At 54.8% G+C, this 15,702-nt stretch carries 14 protein-coding genes and 1 tRNA gene; 4 read left to right on the top strand and 11 right to left on the bottom strand.

The features are described from left to right. Positions 1–28: 28 nt before the first annotated feature. Positions 29–379, bottom strand: a complete 351-nt coding sequence (locus tag HW115_RS11120) for a four helix bundle protein (protein ID WP_178933366.1) — start codon at positions 377–379, stop codon at positions 29–31. 46 nt (positions 380–425) lie between these two features. Further along, positions 426–1,403, bottom strand: a complete 978-nt coding sequence (locus tag HW115_RS11115) for a DHH family phosphoesterase (RefSeq protein ID WP_178932877.1) — start codon at positions 1,401–1,403, stop codon at positions 426–428. 145 nt (positions 1,404–1,548) lie between these two features. On the opposite strand from HW115_RS11115, the gene HW115_RS11110 reads away from it, so the two are divergent. Together HW115_RS11110 and hypD are read left to right on the top strand one after the other, a co-directional pair. After that, positions 1,549–2,376: a glycyl-radical enzyme activating protein gene (locus HW115_RS11110; RefSeq protein ID WP_178932875.1), complete on the top strand. Its 828-nt coding sequence runs from the start codon at positions 1,549–1,551 to the stop codon at positions 2,374–2,376. 32 nt (positions 2,377–2,408) lie between these two features. Next, on the top strand, positions 2,409–4,772 hold the full coding sequence (gene hypD, locus HW115_RS11105; RefSeq protein WP_178932873.1) for a trans-4-hydroxy-L-proline dehydratase: 2,364 nt from the start codon (positions 2,409–2,411) through the stop codon (positions 4,770–4,772). A 72-nt stretch (positions 4,773–4,844) separates the two neighbouring features. Here hypD and HW115_RS11100 read toward each other — a convergent pair whose 3' ends face one another. The 9 genes from HW115_RS11100 to tyrS form a co-directional block, all read right to left on the bottom strand. Beyond that, positions 4,845–5,594, bottom strand: a complete 750-nt coding sequence (locus HW115_RS11100; protein ID WP_178932871.1) for a PEP-CTERM sorting domain-containing protein — start codon at positions 5,592–5,594, stop codon at positions 4,845–4,847. A 141-nt stretch (positions 5,595–5,735) separates the two neighbouring features. Continuing rightward, a complete protein-coding gene (locus HW115_RS11095; protein WP_178932869.1) occupies positions 5,736–6,128 on the bottom strand; it encodes a hypothetical protein in 393 nt (130 codons plus the stop codon). Positions 6,129–6,203: 75 nt separating this feature from the next. Beyond that, positions 6,204–7,790, bottom strand: a complete 1,587-nt coding sequence (locus HW115_RS11090) for an Rne/Rng family ribonuclease (RefSeq protein WP_178932867.1) — start codon at positions 7,788–7,790, stop codon at positions 6,204–6,206. A 92-nt stretch (positions 7,791–7,882) separates the two neighbouring features. Continuing rightward, positions 7,883–10,021 (bottom strand): penicillin-binding protein 2, encoded by a 2,139-nt coding sequence (mrdA, locus tag HW115_RS11085; protein ID WP_178932865.1) that lies wholly within the window; start codon positions 10,019–10,021, stop codon positions 7,883–7,885. A gap of 19 nt (positions 10,022–10,040) precedes the next feature. Beyond that, the gene (locus HW115_RS11080; protein ID WP_178932864.1) at positions 10,041–10,631 is read right to left on the bottom strand and encodes a hypothetical protein; all 591 of its coding nucleotides are present in this window, start codon (positions 10,629–10,631) and stop codon (positions 10,041–10,043) included. 5 nt (positions 10,632–10,636) lie between these two features. After that, positions 10,637–11,455 carry a rod shape-determining protein MreC gene (gene mreC / locus HW115_RS11075; protein ID WP_178932862.1) on the bottom strand — a complete coding sequence of 273 codons (819 nt, stop codon included), beginning with the start codon at positions 11,453–11,455 and terminating at the stop codon, positions 10,637–10,639. Positions 11,456–11,495: 40 nt separating this feature from the next. Further along, positions 11,496–12,527, bottom strand: coding sequence for a rod shape-determining protein (locus tag HW115_RS11070; RefSeq protein WP_178932860.1), 1,032 nt, complete (start codon positions 12,525–12,527; stop codon positions 11,496–11,498). A 434-nt stretch (positions 12,528–12,961) separates the two neighbouring features. Then, entirely contained in the window at positions 12,962–13,462 is a 501-nt protein-coding gene (locus tag HW115_RS11065; RefSeq protein WP_178932858.1) for a hypothetical protein, read from the bottom strand. A 59-nt stretch (positions 13,463–13,521) separates the two neighbouring features. Then, complete coding sequence (gene tyrS / locus HW115_RS11060; RefSeq protein WP_178932856.1) at positions 13,522–14,718, bottom strand: tyrosine--tRNA ligase; 1,197 nt, start codon at positions 14,716–14,718, stop codon at positions 13,522–13,524. Positions 14,719–14,806: 88 nt separating this feature from the next. Here tyrS and HW115_RS11055 point away from each other — a divergent pair, with 88 nt between their 5' ends. Beyond that, positions 14,807–15,406: a hypothetical protein gene (locus HW115_RS11055; protein WP_178932854.1), complete on the top strand. Its 600-nt coding sequence runs from the start codon at positions 14,807–14,809 to the stop codon at positions 15,404–15,406. Positions 15,407–15,536: 130 nt separating this feature from the next. Continuing rightward, positions 15,537–15,611 (top strand) — tRNA-His (locus HW115_RS11050). Positions 15,612–15,702 lie beyond the last annotated feature (91 nt).

Raw genomic sequence — 15,702 nt, 5'->3', positions numbered from 1 at the left:
ATGTAGAGATTCTGGTAGTTGGTCCAGGTTACGCCTCCTTGCTGCTGGATGTTTTGACGATGGCGGTAATGATGGAGACTAATTCGTTGGATTCCTGTTGAATGGCCGTGAGTTTTGTTTCTGGAATGATCTGAGTTACTGCGAGGAGTCTGAGCCAGTAATGTGTTTCACGTGCTTCCTTGCTGGCTATGGACATCTTGGCTATGAAATCGCGTTTGCTTTGCGCTGCTTGGGCTTCAGCGATATTGGCTCCAATGGATGTTCCTGCCCGTAAGAGCTGGTTGGCAAGTGTTCTGTTTATTCCTGGAGATTGATCGAGGGTTTTGCAGAGTTTGATGATACGTGCTGCAAAATTGAAGGATCTATCCGCGATATGCATTTGTAGGTGGTGGTTGGATGAGAATTCAACATTCAACAATGAAAACTCAACACTCAAGTGCTTGATGCACAGCTTCAAGCACGTCAGTGCGGGCGTTCGCCATGGTGGTATCTGCGATCCGGATGCCGGCTGCTCGAGCGTGTCCGCCACCTCCGAACTGTTGGGCCACTTCACAGCAGTTTACGCTGTCATCTTTGCAGCGCAGGGAGACGCGGATGGTTCCATCGTAGAGCTCTTCGAAAAAGGCAGCGACGATGACGCCTTGAATGCCGCGGATATGGTCGATGAGGTCTTCACTGTCTTCGGGTTTGAGTCCCAGTTCCCGTTTGACGCTGGTTGGCAGTTGCCAGTCGGCGACTTGACCATCGGGGCTGCGCTCCAGAGTGTTGAGGAGCGAGCGCAATAGCTCAATGCGGCGATACGGGTGGTTGTCGTAGGTTAGGGCATTGATTTTTCCAACGTCGACTCCCCGGCGAACCAGGTCGGCAGCCATTTCGTAGGTTGCTGCGGTGGTGTTGGAATACTGGAACGATCCGGTATCGGTGGAAACGGCGACGTAGATGGCGTCGCGGGTTTCATCCGGGAGGGGGAGATCTTGTGAAGTGATCAGGTTGTAGAGGATCTGGCCGGTTGCGGGTGAGCTGTCGTCGATGTGATTCAGATCACCATATTTCGGATTGGAGATGTGGTGGTCGATGTTGATCCAGAGGGAGGCTTTGGATGCCGCGTGCAGGGCTTTGTCTCCGAGTCGAGGGCGGTTGGCGCAATCGAGAGCGATGCAGACCTGGACGTCAAGGGCTTCATCGGGAGGGGTGAGCAGTTTCTCACTACCGGGTAAAAAGGAGAGGCTGTCGGGAAGTCCGTCTTCGTTGATGTAGTGGACGGTTTTCCCCAGAGCTTCGAGGCAGTAGCCCAGAGCCAGTTGCGAGCCGATGGCGTCCCCGTCCGGGCGGACGTGGCTGAGTAGGATGAATGAGTCGTTGGCGTGCAGGGCCTCGGCGATTTCGGAAAAGGAGTTATTCATAAGCTGGGCGGGATACATAAACGCGCTACGGGGCAGGGGCAAGAGCGAAGAGTCCGGAATTCCGAAGTGATGACTTGGGATTCTGCCAATTGGGGGCGGTGGGGCCCTTGACAATTTTCGGAGGAGTGGCGAAATAGCTGCAGCCATGCCGATTGCAGCTTTGCCAAGCGAAGTAGGCGCATCATCTGATGACGCCCCGGGGCAGATATTTGATATCAAGCGCTTTTCGACGCATGATGGGCCCGGGATTCGGACGACGGTCTTTTTTACCCATTGCCCTTTGCGTTGTGCCTGGTGCCACAACCCGGAAGCCTTTGCCCTCTGTGGGGCGAACGAGGAGGAGGATGCGTGCGCATCGGATGAGGATGAGGATGTCTTGCAGCAGATGACGGTTGCCGAGATGGTCAAAGAAGTGGAAAAGGACGTGGCCTACTATGATCGTTCCGGCGGTGGGGTCACCGTCTCCGGAGGGGAGCCTTTGATGCAGGCAGGATTTGTTGAGGCTTTTTTACGTGAGTGCCGTCGCCGGGAATTACATACGGCGGTGGACACCAGTGGCCATGCCAGCCAGACGGCAGTGGAAATGGTAGCTCAGTGGGCGGATTTGATTCTTTACGACATTAAGTCGATTGATGATGAGTCCCACGCGCTTTGGACCGGGGTGGGGAACAAGCGGATCTTGGAAAACTTGAAACGGTTGAATGACCTCGAAGTCGAGGTTTGGATTCGGCTTCCCTTGATCCCGGGGGTCAATGATGACCCAGTGACCCTCGAGACGACTCTGACATTTTTGCAGAGTACGCGATTTCGTAGAATCTCACTTTTGCCTTATCACCGGATAGGTGAGGGCAAGTATCGTAATCTGGGATTGGATTACCGGATGGGAGGTGTGGAGCCTCACTCGCCGGAACAACTTGAACGTATTCGCCGGCAGATTGCCGAAGCGGGATTTGAACCGCATATCGGGCATTGATGCCCATGGAAATGGAATAGATTGGATTAAAGATGAACTCACGCATTCAACAATTACGGGAGGAGACCTTAGCTGCGGTGCCGAGCATCGACATGGAACGAGCAAGGATTGTCACCGAAGTGGCTCAGGCTCCGGAATACCGCAGGGCCTCGGTGCCGATGCAGCGGGCGATGGTGTTTAAGGGGCTATTTGAGGAAAAGGCACTGTATGTCGGTGACGGAGAGTTGATTGTCGGGGAACGTGGGCCGAAACCGGCTGCGGTGCCTACCTATCCAGAGATTTGCGTGCATACCGAAGAGGATCTGTCGGTCTTGGATAGTCGGGAAAAGATTCCCTACCGGGTCAGTGAGGATGCGAAAGAAGAGCATCTTCAGAAGATTGAACCTTTTTGGCATGGCCAGTCCCAGCGCGAACGCATGATGCGTGAGTTGCCTGACGAGTGGCATGCTTGTTACGCTGCTGGAGTCTTCACCGAGTTCCAAGAGCAACGGACTCCGGGGCACACGGTGCTGGGCGAAGTGATTTATGAGAAAGGATTCCTGGATCTGAAGCTCGAGATCAGAGCGTCGATCGGAGCTCTTGATTTTGCCACGGACCCGATGGCTTATGACAAGCGGGAGGAGCTACGGGCCATGGACATGTGTGCGGATGCTCTGATTTCTTACGCCCAGCGGTATGCTGAAATGTTGGACCGCATGGCGGCTGAGGCCGGGGACCCCCAACGCTCGGAGGAGCTCGCCGCGATGGCTGCGGTTTGCCGCAAGGTTCCCGCCAGTGCTCCGGAGACGTTCCGCGAGGCCCTTCAGTACTACTGGTTTGTGCATATTGGGGTTATCACCGAGCTCAATCCTTGGGATGCCTTTAACCCCGGACGGCTCGACCAGCACCTTTGGCCGTTTTACCATGAGGAAATAGAAAAGGGATCCTTGGATGAAGAGCAGGCACGTGAGTTGCTGCAGGCATTCTGGGTGAAGTTTCACAATCATCCGGCACCTCCGAAAGTGGGGGTGACCGCTCAGGAGAGTGGAACCTACACGGATTTTGCGTTAATCAATTTGGGTGGGGTCAAGCCAGACGGCACGGATGCGACCAATGAATTGACCTACCTCATTTTGGATGTGATTGAGGAAATGCGATTGCTACAACCGAGTTCGATGGTGCAGGTCTCGAAAAAGAACCCTGACCGATTGCTGAAACGCACCGGGCGCATCGTTAAAACCGGATTTGGCCAACCATCGATCTTCAACACGGATGCCGTGGTGCAAGAGTTGTTACGCCAGGGGAAATCGCTTGAGGATGCCCGACGAGGCGGATGCTCTGGGTGTGTCGAGGCCGGAGCCTTTGGCCGTGAGGCCTATTTTTTGAGTGGTTATTTTAATTTGCCCAAAGTTCTGGAGATTACCTTAAACAACGGTGTCGACCCAAGGACCGGGCAACAACTGGGACCTCAAACGGGTGAGGTTCAGGCATTCGGATCCTTTGAGGATTTTTATGCCGCCTTCGAGCAGCAGGTCCGTCATTTTGTCGATATCAAAATCCGGGGCAATAACCTGATTGAGTCGATTATCTCACGCTACATGCCGGTGCCATTCCTGTCATTGTTGATAGACGACTGTATTGAGACCGGGCGGGATTACCATCATGGTGGGGCTCGATACAATTCAACCTATATCCAGGGAGTTGGGTTGGGAACGGTAACGGATGGATTGAGCTCGATCTGGCATAACATCTATCAAAGCCAGCATTGTTCCTGGGAAGAGATGTTGGAAGCCCTGCGGGATGATTTTTCGGGACACGAGGCTCTGTATGAGCAAGTCATGGAGAAGACCCCGAAATACGGCAATGACGACGACCGTGCGGATGCACTGACATCGCGGATCTTTGAGTCGTTTTGGTCAGCTGTGGACGGGCGCCCGAACGCTCGGGGGGGAGAGCACCGTGTTGATATGTTGCCAACGACCTGCCACGTTTATTTTGGCAAGGTGACCGGAGCATTGCCTGACGGCAAAAAGAACGGTGAAACGGTGAGCGAGGGGATCTCCCCGGTGCAGGGAGCGGACCGCAAGGGGCCAACGGCTGCACTGAACTCAGCAGCGAAATTCGACCATATCAAAACCGGAGGCACGCTGCTCAATCAGAAGTTGTCACCTCAACTGTTGGCATCGGATGCCGGCTTAAACCACTTTGTCGATCTTGTTCGGGGGTATTTCTCCAAGGATGCCCACCATATCCAATTCAATGTGGTGACGCGTAAGACCTTGCTGGATGCACTTGAAAACCCGGAAAAGCATCGCGATCTGATTGTTCGTGTCGCCGGCTATTCCGATTATTTTCTCAACCTCACTCCAGAGTTGCAGGATGAAATCATCCGCCGGACCGAGCAGGAGGGGTTTTGAACTCAAGATGAAGGAGAGAAGCTCCGTTGATTTCCCTGTGTTTGACTATATGGAAACACCGAACGTTCCCGTTTATTTTTTGCGACGGGCGATGAGAGCGAAGACTCCGAGAGTAAGTAAGCTCACTGAAGTGGGTTCAGGTATGGTGACGAAGGTGTCTTCATAAAGGCGGAACCCTGATGTTAGGTTTGCCGAGGCTTCGGCGTCGATAGGGCCGATCGCTCCAGAGCCACTGTTAAAATCCTCAACCAAAACGGAGCCTGACCGGGCAAAAAAACCGCCACTGTCACCACCGGCCCAGTCTGTGACAGGGACCCCGGATACGCTACCAATCAAGGTTCCATCAACGAACATGTTCATGGTTGAGGAGGCGCCATCGACATCAAGCGAGATAACCCAAGAGCGTTCTATATTTAGATCTCCAGAGGTGACCGCATAGGAAAGAGCTCCCGTGTCGCCCAATCCTGATCCTCCTACTTGTGACGGGCTTTGTTGGACTTGGGCGAAGATGGTTCCATTATACCACGTTACTGACAGCCCATTGGTTCCTCCTCCCAGGTCGACGATGCTGCGACGGGTGCCTGTAGGTGACGGGGTTGTTTTCAAGAGGGTCATCTCCCAGGCAAGCGTGATGTCAGCATTGTCATCCACATTCGCATCTCCATCGTTGACGCTTGTATCGGTGAATACACTGTTGGCTATGGTTCCTTTTGATGTGATGGTGTGGGTGGCAGTCAGAGCATCAAGGTTGTCAATGGTCGTTGTTGCGGCATGTGAATAGCTGCAACTACAGAGAAGCAGAGTAAAAATTTGATTTTTCATAATGCGACTGTTTTCAAAAATGGCCGAGCCTGTTGTTCTATCATAAGAACATACCTATTCGGTGAATACACGTTGCCCGATGATGCGTCAATGTTGAAAGACCGAACTTGACCGTTGAGCATCTATCCTCGATCGAGGTTGCTATCTCCGTGGTTGCGGGCGGAGAATGGAAGTGATGATGAGAATGAGCATTCCGAATATGGCCACAGGAATGGCGATCAGGATAAGAAGGAAGATCGCCGGCGCAATCACCCACTTGCCCCAGCTTTTGCTTCGCAGAAAGAGGAAGCCCTGGGTGAGTGCCAGGGTGACCCGGGCTTTCCATCCGAGGCTGGAGCGCAGGTCGGGGAAGGGGGCATCCGGCCCTTCGGTCGGCATGCCTGAGGGGCCGGAATCGGGGCCATTCGTGCCCCCGGAGCGGGGTTTTTTGCCGGATCCTTTTCCGGTATGGTGTCGAGCCGACTTCATGCCCTCCCCGCCATCAGCAGGGAGGACTTCATCGATTTCGATGGTTTTGACTTTGTCGTCTGGCACGTTGAGTGGGCGCTTGGTGTCAGTTGAGGGACGGCGGCGGCTGACTGAGGCCAATCAGCCCTACCGGTTCGGAGATTATACCTGATGGAGGGTTTTCTCCGACTGGGCGTCGATGATGGCGAAGTGTTCGCGGTGCAGTGAGGGGTCGGTGCGGAAGGTCAGGCGGCCGCTGTGGCTACGTTCAAGCTCGGCGAAGAGCTTGGAATCTTCTTTTTTGAAGCGGTTCAGCACCTCGGTGTTGACCACGATAACAAGGTCGCCGATTTGCCCTTCTCCTCGCTGGATCACGGTGTTGAGTGCCCGCTGAATTTCCACACTCATGGTCATGGTGGTTTTTACGCGGCCTCGGCCGTGGCAATAAGGACAGGGCTCGAGCAAGCTGTCGCGAAGGGACTCGTTGAGCCGCTGGCGGGTCATTTCCATCAGTCCGATCGATGAAATCTGGAGCACTTGGGTTTTGGCCTTGTCGCGCTTCAGGCGTTCGCGCATGGCGCGGTAAACCGCTTGTTGGTCGCGGCGGTGGCGCATATCGATGAAGTCGACGACGACCAATCCACCGATGTTGCGCAGTCGGAGCTGGCGGGCGACTTCCTCTGCGGCTTCGATGTTGGTTTCGAGCAGCATTTTTTCGACATTTTTTGAGCCTTTGTTACGTCCGGTATTGACGTCCACGGTGATCATGGCCTCGGTTTCATCGATCACGAGGTAGCCTCCACATTTCAGCCAGACCTGACGTTGGAATGCTTCGTCGATTTGTTTTTGGATGCCGATTTTTTCGAAAATCGACCGTCGTGCCGGGTAGTGTTGGATCCGTCGCTTTGCGCGGCGTGAGATGCGGCCGGCGATTTCGCGCATTTGTTCGGTGGTGTCCTCGTTGTCGCAGAGCACCTGGCCAAGGTTATCGGTCAGGAAACTACGCACGCTGCGCTCGATGAGGTCGGGTTCACGGAACACGCAGAGAGGCGCCGGGTTGTTGTCGCGTTTGTCTTCCACGGCGTACCATTGCTCGAGGAGCATGGCGAGGTCGCGGACGAAATGGCGGGCGCGTTGTCCTTGGGCCACGGTGCGCATGATGATACCCATGCCTTCGGGGACCTGGAGCTTTTGCATGATACGGCGCAGTCTCTGGCGCTCTTTGGGGTCATCGACCTTGCGGGAGATACCAAATTGGTCGGAGTAAGGCATCAGGACGAGGTAACGTCCGGCCATTGAGATGTTGGTGGTGACCCTGGGGCCTTTGTTGCCAATCGGGCCTTTGGACACCTGGATCATGATTTCTGCCCCTTGTGGGTAGATGCTCGGGATGTCTTTGGAGGTGATGCGTTTTTGCTTTTTCTTTTTGCGTCCTTCGCGCTGGATTTCCTCCAATCCTCCGTCGAGGGCGGCCGGGATGGCATCCCAGAAGTGGAGAAAGGCATTTTTATCCAGGCCGATGTCGACAAACATGGCCTTGAGTCCGGGTTCGATGTTTTTGACGGTGCCTTTAAAAATGCCACCGACGATGTTGAGGTCACCCTCGCGTTCGATGTTGTATTCTTCGAGTGAGCCGTCTTCGACGAGGGCGACACGGCGTTCGAGCTTTTCGGAGTTGATGATCAGAGAGGTTCCTTCAAGTGGGCTTTGGGCGTTCAGTCCGAGAACGCGTTTGATTCGTTTAATCATAGAATGGGAAGTGGTTTAGAGTTGGTTGTAAAAGTTGATTATTGGGGGCTCCGCAGCGGAAAGAAGATCCGTTACGGGCATGATATGGGAAATTATTCTTCGATGATGATAGCTTTGGGGATTCGGGATCCGGCGGCATCTGCCTGTTGACGGATCGTCGGTTTGGGAATGTGTGGGGCAGGTGTTACTAAAATTGGTTGGGTGTTGGGAAGCTCAGAAATCTCGTTTCCTGTTTCTCCAGTGTCATCCTCGGCATTGGCGAGTTGTTCGTAGGCGATATCGATGTAGTCGTCTTCTTCGGGGAGTTCGACGGCTTCCCTGACTTCAAAATCGCCCTGGGATTCGGACATCTTGACGATAGGGAGTTTGATTCCATCTTCTTTCGCGAAGAGTCCGCGCGTGATCAGGTGGACCAGCGGGCCGGCAACGGTGCCGCCGTGCTCTCCCCGGTGAACGGCGACGACTACAACGTAGCGGGCTTGTTCTTTGGGGGCGAAGGCGACGGTCCAGGCATCGTGGGCTTTGATTCCCATGTCCACCGTCTGTGCGGTTCCGGTTTTGGCGCAGACGTCACGGTCTTTGACGGATGCCCGGCGGGCGGTTCCTCCGAGTTTGTTGGCTGCGAGCCACATTCCGTGACGGATGCGTTCGAGGTCTTCGGCGCTGAGTCCTTTTTCGAGTAGATCGACTTTGAGTTTCGGGGTGTTTCGGACCAATTTCCCTTGATGGGGGTGGGTGACTTCTTTGACGATTCTGGGTTTATAGTATTTGCCACCGTTGGCAATGGCGGAAACAAGGGCGGCCATTTGCAGCGGGGTGGTGGCGCAGTCGCTCTGTCCAATCGCCATCATGCCGGTGATTGAGGGGGTGACGGAGGCTCCGGGGCGTAAGACCTGACGCCAGTAGCGGTTGCCCGGAACAATTCCCGGGGCCTCGGATGGTAGCTCAACCCCTGTCTTGTGACCAAGGCCGAGCAGTTCGTATCCTTCGAGCATTTTCTGGCTACCCATTTCGTTGGCCATTCTCATGAAAAACGGATTGCATGAGCGTTGGATGGATTCTTCCAGGGCGAGGGTGCCGTGACCGTAGGTTTTCCAGCAGCGGATTTTGATGTTTCCATACTGGACATAGCCTGGGCAGAACATGCTCTGGTGGCTATGGCCGTGGCGGCAGAGGTTGATTGCGGTGGGCAGCTTGAACGTGGACCCCGGGGTGAAGTTGTTGATCGCTTTGTTGACCAGCGGGTGGGCTTTATTGGAATTGTAGTTTTTCCAAGCTTTCGGGTCGATGCTCGGGACGAAGTTTCCGGGGGTGAAATCCGGAACCGAGGCCATGGCGAGGATTTCACCGGTGTTCGGGTTCATAACCACAGCGGCGGCTCGGCCGACGTGTCGCAATGAGTTTTCGACCAGGCACTGGATGCGGGCATCAATCGTCAGGGCCACTTTGGCTCCGACATCGGGTTTGATCCGGTCGACTTCACGGATGACCTTGCCTTTTTCATTTTTCAGCAGCGTCAGGGTGCCTTCCGATCCGGTGAGGTAGCGGTTCATCGTGGCTTCGACGCCGGCGATCCCATGGCTGTCTCCGGTGTAGTGTTTGTATTTTTTCTTTTCTTCCGGTGTGATGGCTCCTTTTTCCCACTGCTTGACGTATCCGAGGACGTGGGATGCCAGCGATCCAAGCGGGTACTCGCGGCGTGGGCGCACCCGGATTTCAACCCCGGGGAGTTCCAGGTTGTGCTCGGCGAAGTAGGCAAAGTGGTTGTAGTTCAGGTCGTCGCGGAAGGTGAATGGCACCATGCCGCCGTGCGTGATGTAGTGGGTGTCGAGTGCGCTTGCCCGGTAGGGTTTATCCAGTCCGTGCAGGGCGAGGCGTGGGCGCACCCAGAGGTTGACGATTTCGTGGGTTTTGATTTTCCGAAAGTCCTTTACTGCTTCTTCGCCTTTCGATTCGATCAGGTAGCGTTTGTAGTCGTTCCGGATGTCCTCCAGGTTGAACACGACCTCGTAGTTGCGCAGGTTTTTGGCGAGGGTGACGCCGTTGCGGTCGGTGATGTCGCCCCGGATTCCGGGTTCGCGGATGGTGACGGTGTAGTCGGAGGGGACTTGTTTGCGGAAGCGGTCCCTTTCTGTGATTTGGTATTGGTACAGCCGCGAGACCAGCGTGCCGAACCCGATTAAAATCAGGGCGGTAAGCAGGTAAAGTCTGAGGCGGTAGCGAGGTTCCATGGATGGAGTAGGCGGGGGATCAGGTGGCGAGATACTTGGAGCGGCGTTGTAGCCCTTGGTATTGAATCGTATGGTTACAGAAGTCGGAAATGTGGCCGAGTAGCCAGAACACCAGAGGTGAAAAAAGCATGGTCAGCGCACTGGTCAGGTAAATCCGGTACAGCGCTCCGGCGGGAATGCTGAAGTTGCCACGGACAAAGTTGATCAGCAAGTATTCGATCAAGAGGTAGAGAAGGATGGCGATGCCGGATAAAATGGCGGACAGATGCCATTTGCCATCGCGGAACAGGGGTTGGATTCCCTGCATCAGGAATCCCATCAGCCCGTAGAGGATGATGCTGTAGCCAAAGTGCAGCGACTCGGGCGGGGTAGGGTAAATTTCGGGGTCGCCTCCGAGCGGACCGAGGGTGTGTTGGGCATCCCAGAGGAATCCACAGAGGAACGCCAGACCGAGCATGCTGGGGATTTCGACCGTGACCGCGATACAGAGAAAAACCAGAGGGAAAATCAGCACCCGGGCACCATACAAGGCACCGATCGCGGGCATGAACTGCTGGAGAATGCAGGCCGCGAGGGTAAGGAGAATAATGCTGATGGTATACTTGATCACAAAGGCTAGCGAGCTGACTCCGGAGGGGCTGGGATTTTGACGAAGACCGTATGTAGGGTCGCGAAGTCCACCGCTGGCTTGACAAGAGCTTCTCCGTACAAGGGTCCTGGTTCGAACGACTTGACGGTTCCAAGAAGGATATCTGGCGGGAAGAGGCCACCCCGGCCGGTGGTGAACACCAACTTGCCGGGTTTGATTTTGGCATCTTTCGACAGGAAGCTGAGCCGGAGATCGGGATTGTCTCCGGTTTGGCCTCGTTGTCCGCTGAGAATCCCGACTTCCGGTGTGCCGTCGACTTTCGCCGAGACCTGGCATTTTTCATCGGTCAGGAGGATAACGGTGGATGTGTTCTTTGATGGGGCGTCGATTTTTCCGACCAGACCTTCGGGGGCCAGGACCGGGAGTTGGACGCCTACACCTTTTTGTTCGCCACGGTTGATGGTGACGGTCTGCCACCAGGTGGACGGCTGGCGGCGGATGATTTTGGCGGCAAGGACATGGAAGGGTGCCTCTTGCTGAAATTGGAGCGCTTGGTTGAGTCTGGCATTTTCCGCCTCAAGCTTCCTGAGGTGGGTGACTTCCATGCGTTTTTTATCGAGTTCGTCCTTGGCGAGTTGGTAGCGGGTTTTCCAGATTTCCGAATGTTCGGTTTCCCGGAGTAATTCGCTGGCTTTACTTTCCAAGGATGATCCTTTTTCGAGAAAAGGACTGATGGCAGTGTAGTAGCTGCGCTGGATGCTGCGAACCGTCGATTCACTGCGCGTGAGTGCCCACATGGCCCCCGCGAGGAACAGTAAAAGAGCGATGAGGTTCTGCGCCTTCATGATCTGTCAGAAAGATCGGGACGGAATGGAGGATGTCAACCTAGCGAGGTTGGGTGCTGGTGATTCTCCGCAAGACGGAGATCTCCGAGAGGGCTTTTCCTGTACCCTCGGCGACGGCAGAGAGGGGGTCTTCGGCAACGTGTACCGGGAGGCCGGTTTCTTCGCGCAGTAGCTTGTCCAGCCCCCGGAGCAGGGCTCCACCGCCGGCGAGCATGATGCCGCGGTCGACGAGGTCGGCTGCGAGTTCCGGTGGACAGCGCTCCAGCGTGGTCCGCACGGTATCGACGATGTTGCTGAGTGGAGCGGTCATGGCTTCACGGACTTCGAGGGAATTGATACTGATGGTTTTCGGCAAGCCGGCAACGAGGTCGCGACCTTTGACTTCCATGCTGGTTTCTTTGGGTAGCGGGGTGGCTGATCCCAGCCGGATTTTGATTTCTTCCGCCGTGCGTTCACCGATGAGCAGGTTGTAGGCACGCTTCATGTATTGGATGATGGACTCGTCCAGGCGGTCACCGGCGGTTTTTTCACTGCGGCTATAGACGATGCCGGAGAGGGAGATTAGAGCCACTTCCGTGGTTCCACCTCCGATATCGACAATCATGTTGCCTCCGGCGTCGAGCACCGGGAGTCCGACACCAATGGCCGCAGCCATGGGCTCTTCGATCAGGTAGATTTCGCGGGCTCCTGCCTCTTCGGCGGATTCACGTACGGCTCGGCGTTCGACTTCGGTGATGCCGGATGGCACGGCGATGACGACGCGCGGGTTGGATCGGCGACGGCCGTTGTTCACTTTATTGATAAAGTAGCGGAGCATGGCAGCGGCCACATCGAAGTCGGCAATGACCCCGTCACGCAGTGGGCGGATGGCAACGATATTGCCGGGGGTTCGCCCCAGCATGCGTTTGGCGTCGTCTCCGACGGCCAGGACTTCGTTGGTTCCGGAGTGAATCGCAACTACGGAGGGTTCCCGGAGGACAATCCCCTGATCTTTGACGTTGACCAGAGTGTTGGCAGTGCCGAGGTCGATACCTATGTCATTGGATTTGAGTGAAAAAAATTTGGCGAACATGTTCGGTTAAAAGAGATAAAATGTCTGAAAGTGATGGAAAATATTGGAAAGCGGTTGTCGCATGCGGAGGTTTTTCCATTCCGGGTGAAGCGTATTGTGGCAGCAGCCCCTCGGCCGAATGCGGCAAGAAAAAACAAATCCTGTGCAGCAGGTGCACATGCAGGTTCGCGACTATTGAGTGTGAACCCCTTGAGGTCAAGTGGTAAGACTGGGAGAGGGACAGTTTTGCAGCAGTCGCAACCAATCATACTGAGTAGGTGGAGTGATGATTTCATTAAACCACGAAATACATTGAAAACAACGAACGTGAGTGTGGGGGGGGCACAAGCTTTGTGATCAAAGGAGGGGCTGTCCAAGAAGGAAAAAGGTCGGCACCGTGAGATGCCGACCTTTGAAAAGGGTTGGAGCTGAAGCCGCGGAGGGCAGTGGCAAGCTTAAGCTAGCTTGAGGCGTTCGTCATTTTCGAGCGCATCGGCAAGTGCGGACCATCCGTCCGGAGTTTGCAGGTTGAAGGTGTGGAGGTAGAGGGCGACCAATCCGGTATCAAATTTTTCGAGTAGGGTGTCGATAGCGGCTTTTAATTTTTCGGCATCCAGGGTTTCGGGGAGGTTTCCTTCGACTTGTCCTTTGCCGTCGTGTTCGATTCCCAGCCCGTCGCAGAAGCTGGCGAGCATCTCCTCCTGGCCTTTCATGAAGTAGACCTGAAGCAGGTGCTCGGCGATCATGTCACTGGACTTGAGTCTCAGGGTGTTATGCATCCAGGTGATTTGGTCGGCGATGGATTTTTTCTGCACAAACTGAGGGCGGAGCTTGCGGTTGGATGCCAGGCTGCCGAGAGCCGTTTTGTAGAGGTTGCGGTCGGTCTCGCGCATCCATTGGAACATGTCTTGAACGAGTGACGGGTTGACATTTTGGAAGAGTTCGTGAGCAGTCATGGTAGTCTAGTTGGAAGTATTCAGTTTGAAGTTTGAAGCGGTAGGTTCGGGCGGGGCATTCAGGATGTGATACTCACGGTGTGCTTTTTGGAAAGCCTTAGCGTGTCGCCTTCTTGGAATGTAATGATAGCTGCTGGATCGGTGAGTTTTTCGCCGTTGAGTTGGACTGCTCCTGGGAGAATGTGCTGTTTCCTGACTTCTCCAAGCGATTTTTGAATATCAAAGACCTGAAGAAACGCCCATTGAACTTGTTGGGCGAGATTGGATCCGTCTTTGAATTGGTCGAAGGACATTGGCTTGGCTCCAGCAGCCGTGTCGCGTTTGGAGAAGCGCGCTTCCCAGGTGGAGCGGGCATCTGTGGCTGCCTGCTCGTTGTGATAGCGGCCGGTGATGCTGGCGGCAAGCTGCTTTTTCGCCTCCATCGGATGCAGGCTGTTGTCGCGGTCGGAGCCGAGGAGTAGCGTGTAGTAACGATCCATGAGGTCATCAGAGATGCTCATGAGTTTGCCGAACATCTCGGTGGGTTCCTCGCTGACCCCCACGTAGTTGTGAGCGGATTTGGACATCTTTTTGACGCCATCAAGGCCCTCGAGTAGTGGCATCAGCATCACGACTTGTTGTGCTTGTCCTTCTTCTTTTTGGAGATCGCGGCCGACGAGGATGTTGAACAGCTGGTCGGTGCCGCCGATTTCGACATCGGATTTGATTTCGACGGAGTCCCACCCTTGCATGATGGGGTATTGGACTTCGTGGAGGCGGACTTCCTGGCCTTTGTCGACCCGTGATTTGAAGTCTTCGCGTTGCAGCATTTGCTGCATCGTGACGCGGGCATTGAGTCTGAGGACCTGTTCGTAGGTCATGTTGCGGAACCAGTCACCATTGTAAACGACCTCGGTTTTTTCCTGGTCGAGGATTTTAAATGCCTGGGTGGTGTATGTTTCGGCATTGGCGAGAACCTCTTCCCGAGTCAGTGGTGGACGGGCGGCGGAGCGGCCGGTGGGGTCGCCTACGGTGGCCGTAAAATCGCCGATGATGAGCACCGCCTGATGGCCAAGTTCTTGGAATTGGCGAAGTTTTTCAATGGCTACAGTGTGCCCGAGGTGGATGTCCGGAGCGGTGGGGTCAACGCCGAGTTTGACTCGCAGTGGGCGGTCAAGCTCGAGCTTTTCCTTCAGTTCTTTTTTACTGAGGACTTTGGCTGTCCCTGCGGTCAGGGTTGCGAGTGCTTGATCAATATCGGCGGCATTGTGGCTCATGGCGCGCGGAGGTTGGACAGATTTTTCCGCTCTGTCGAGCCGGAAGATGGCTCTTTACGCGATCCTCGCGCTGGTTATGATCCGGGGCATGGATCAAGAACCGTCGCCTTATCAGGTTTCCCAATCCGGGATGTCCCCCGTTGTTGTCCCCGAGCTTCCTCCGGCGCAGGGGACTTCCCTGCCCAAGGTGTTTGGGATTATTCATATCTGCTATGCCATTTTGGGTGGGATCATGTCCCTTGTGGGGATTGCCTCGCTCTTTTTTATTCGGGCAATGGTCGAGAAAGGGGGCGAGGAGTTCCAGCAACTGCAGCCGATGCTGGATGCTTTTGATGGGATGAAAGTCTACATCTATGTGGATGCCGGAGTGAAGTGGATCTTGGCAGTGATGTTGTTGGTTGCGGGGATCGGGTTGTTGAAGCGTAAAGCCTGGGCTCCGAAACTTAGCCAAGTGTGGGCGGTTGTGCGTATTGTGTTGGCTATCGGGATGATGGTTTGGGGTATGTTTGTGACGGCGCACTTTCAGGAGAGTATGGTGGAGCTTCAGAATGAGAGCCAGGCTGGGATTCATCAGCTCAGCCAGGGGGTTGGCAATGTGATGAATATTGTGTTTGTCTGTGTTTATCCGGTGCTGTGCTTAATTTTTCTGAGTAAAAAAGTGGTGAGAGACGCCATGAAGCGGCCTTGATTCTGGTGAAGATTCCGCAAAATGGATAATTTTTTTGAACTTGCTGCATTTTTCTCTTTGCAAGTGGCTGCTAATGGCTTATTTCCGCGCCGCACTCCTGCGACAAGGCCGCAGAGGCAACAAAACGATGGTGACTGTAGCTCAGGGGTAGAGCCCCGGATTGTGATTCCGGTTGTCGCGGGTTCGAATCCCGTCAGTCACCCCATTTTGCCTTCATGCTGTAATGGTTTTTGGCCGGTTTGGCATCTTTCGTTCTTCCCATTGGTGAAAAATGAGATAATTTCTTCAACGCGAGG

Origin of the sequence: Oceaniferula marina (assembly GCF_013391475.1) — a bacterium.
GTDB classification, from domain to species: Bacteria; Verrucomicrobiota; Verrucomicrobiia; order Verrucomicrobiales; family Akkermansiaceae; genus Oceaniferula; species Oceaniferula marina.
The sequence above is the reverse complement of the archived record's forward strand: the minus strand, read 5'-3'. Positions and strand labels throughout refer to the sequence as shown.

What these genes read in the sequence shown, in the direction of transcription:
- tyrS (WP_178932856.1), bottom strand. Translation starts at nt 14,718, where the DNA reads ATGAGCCACAATGCCGCCGATATTGATCAAGCACTCGCAACCCTGACC.
- HW115_RS11070 (WP_178932860.1), bottom strand. Translation starts at nt 12,527, where the DNA reads ATGTTCGCCAAATTTTTTTCACTCAAATCCAATGACATAGGTATCGAC.
- HW115_RS11055 (WP_178932854.1), top strand. Translation starts at nt 14,807, where the DNA reads ATGGATCAAGAACCGTCGCCTTATCAGGTTTCCCAATCCGGGATGTCC.
- HW115_RS11100 (WP_178932871.1), bottom strand. Translation starts at nt 5,594, where the DNA reads ATGAAAAATCAAATTTTTACTCTGCTTCTCTGTAGTTGCAGCTATTCA.
- mreC (WP_178932862.1), bottom strand. Translation starts at nt 11,455, where the DNA reads ATGAAGGCGCAGAACCTCATCGCTCTTTTACTGTTCCTCGCGGGGGCC.
- HW115_RS11065 (WP_178932858.1), bottom strand. Translation starts at nt 13,462, where the DNA reads ATGACTGCTCACGAACTCTTCCAAAATGTCAACCCGTCACTCGTTCAA.
- hypD (WP_178932873.1), top strand. Translation starts at nt 2,409, where the DNA reads ATGAACTCACGCATTCAACAATTACGGGAGGAGACCTTAGCTGCGGTG.
- HW115_RS11120 (WP_178933366.1), bottom strand. Translation starts at nt 379, where the DNA reads ATGCATATCGCGGATAGATCCTTCAATTTTGCAGCACGTATCATCAAA.
- HW115_RS11115 (WP_178932877.1), bottom strand. Translation starts at nt 1,403, where the DNA reads ATGAATAACTCCTTTTCCGAAATCGCCGAGGCCCTGCACGCCAACGAC.
- HW115_RS11110 (WP_178932875.1), top strand. Translation starts at nt 1,549, where the DNA reads ATGCCGATTGCAGCTTTGCCAAGCGAAGTAGGCGCATCATCTGATGAC.
- mrdA (WP_178932865.1), bottom strand. Translation starts at nt 10,021, where the DNA reads ATGGAACCTCGCTACCGCCTCAGACTTTACCTGCTTACCGCCCTGATT.
- HW115_RS11090 (WP_178932867.1), bottom strand. Translation starts at nt 7,790, where the DNA reads ATGATTAAACGAATCAAACGCGTTCTCGGACTGAACGCCCAAAGCCCA.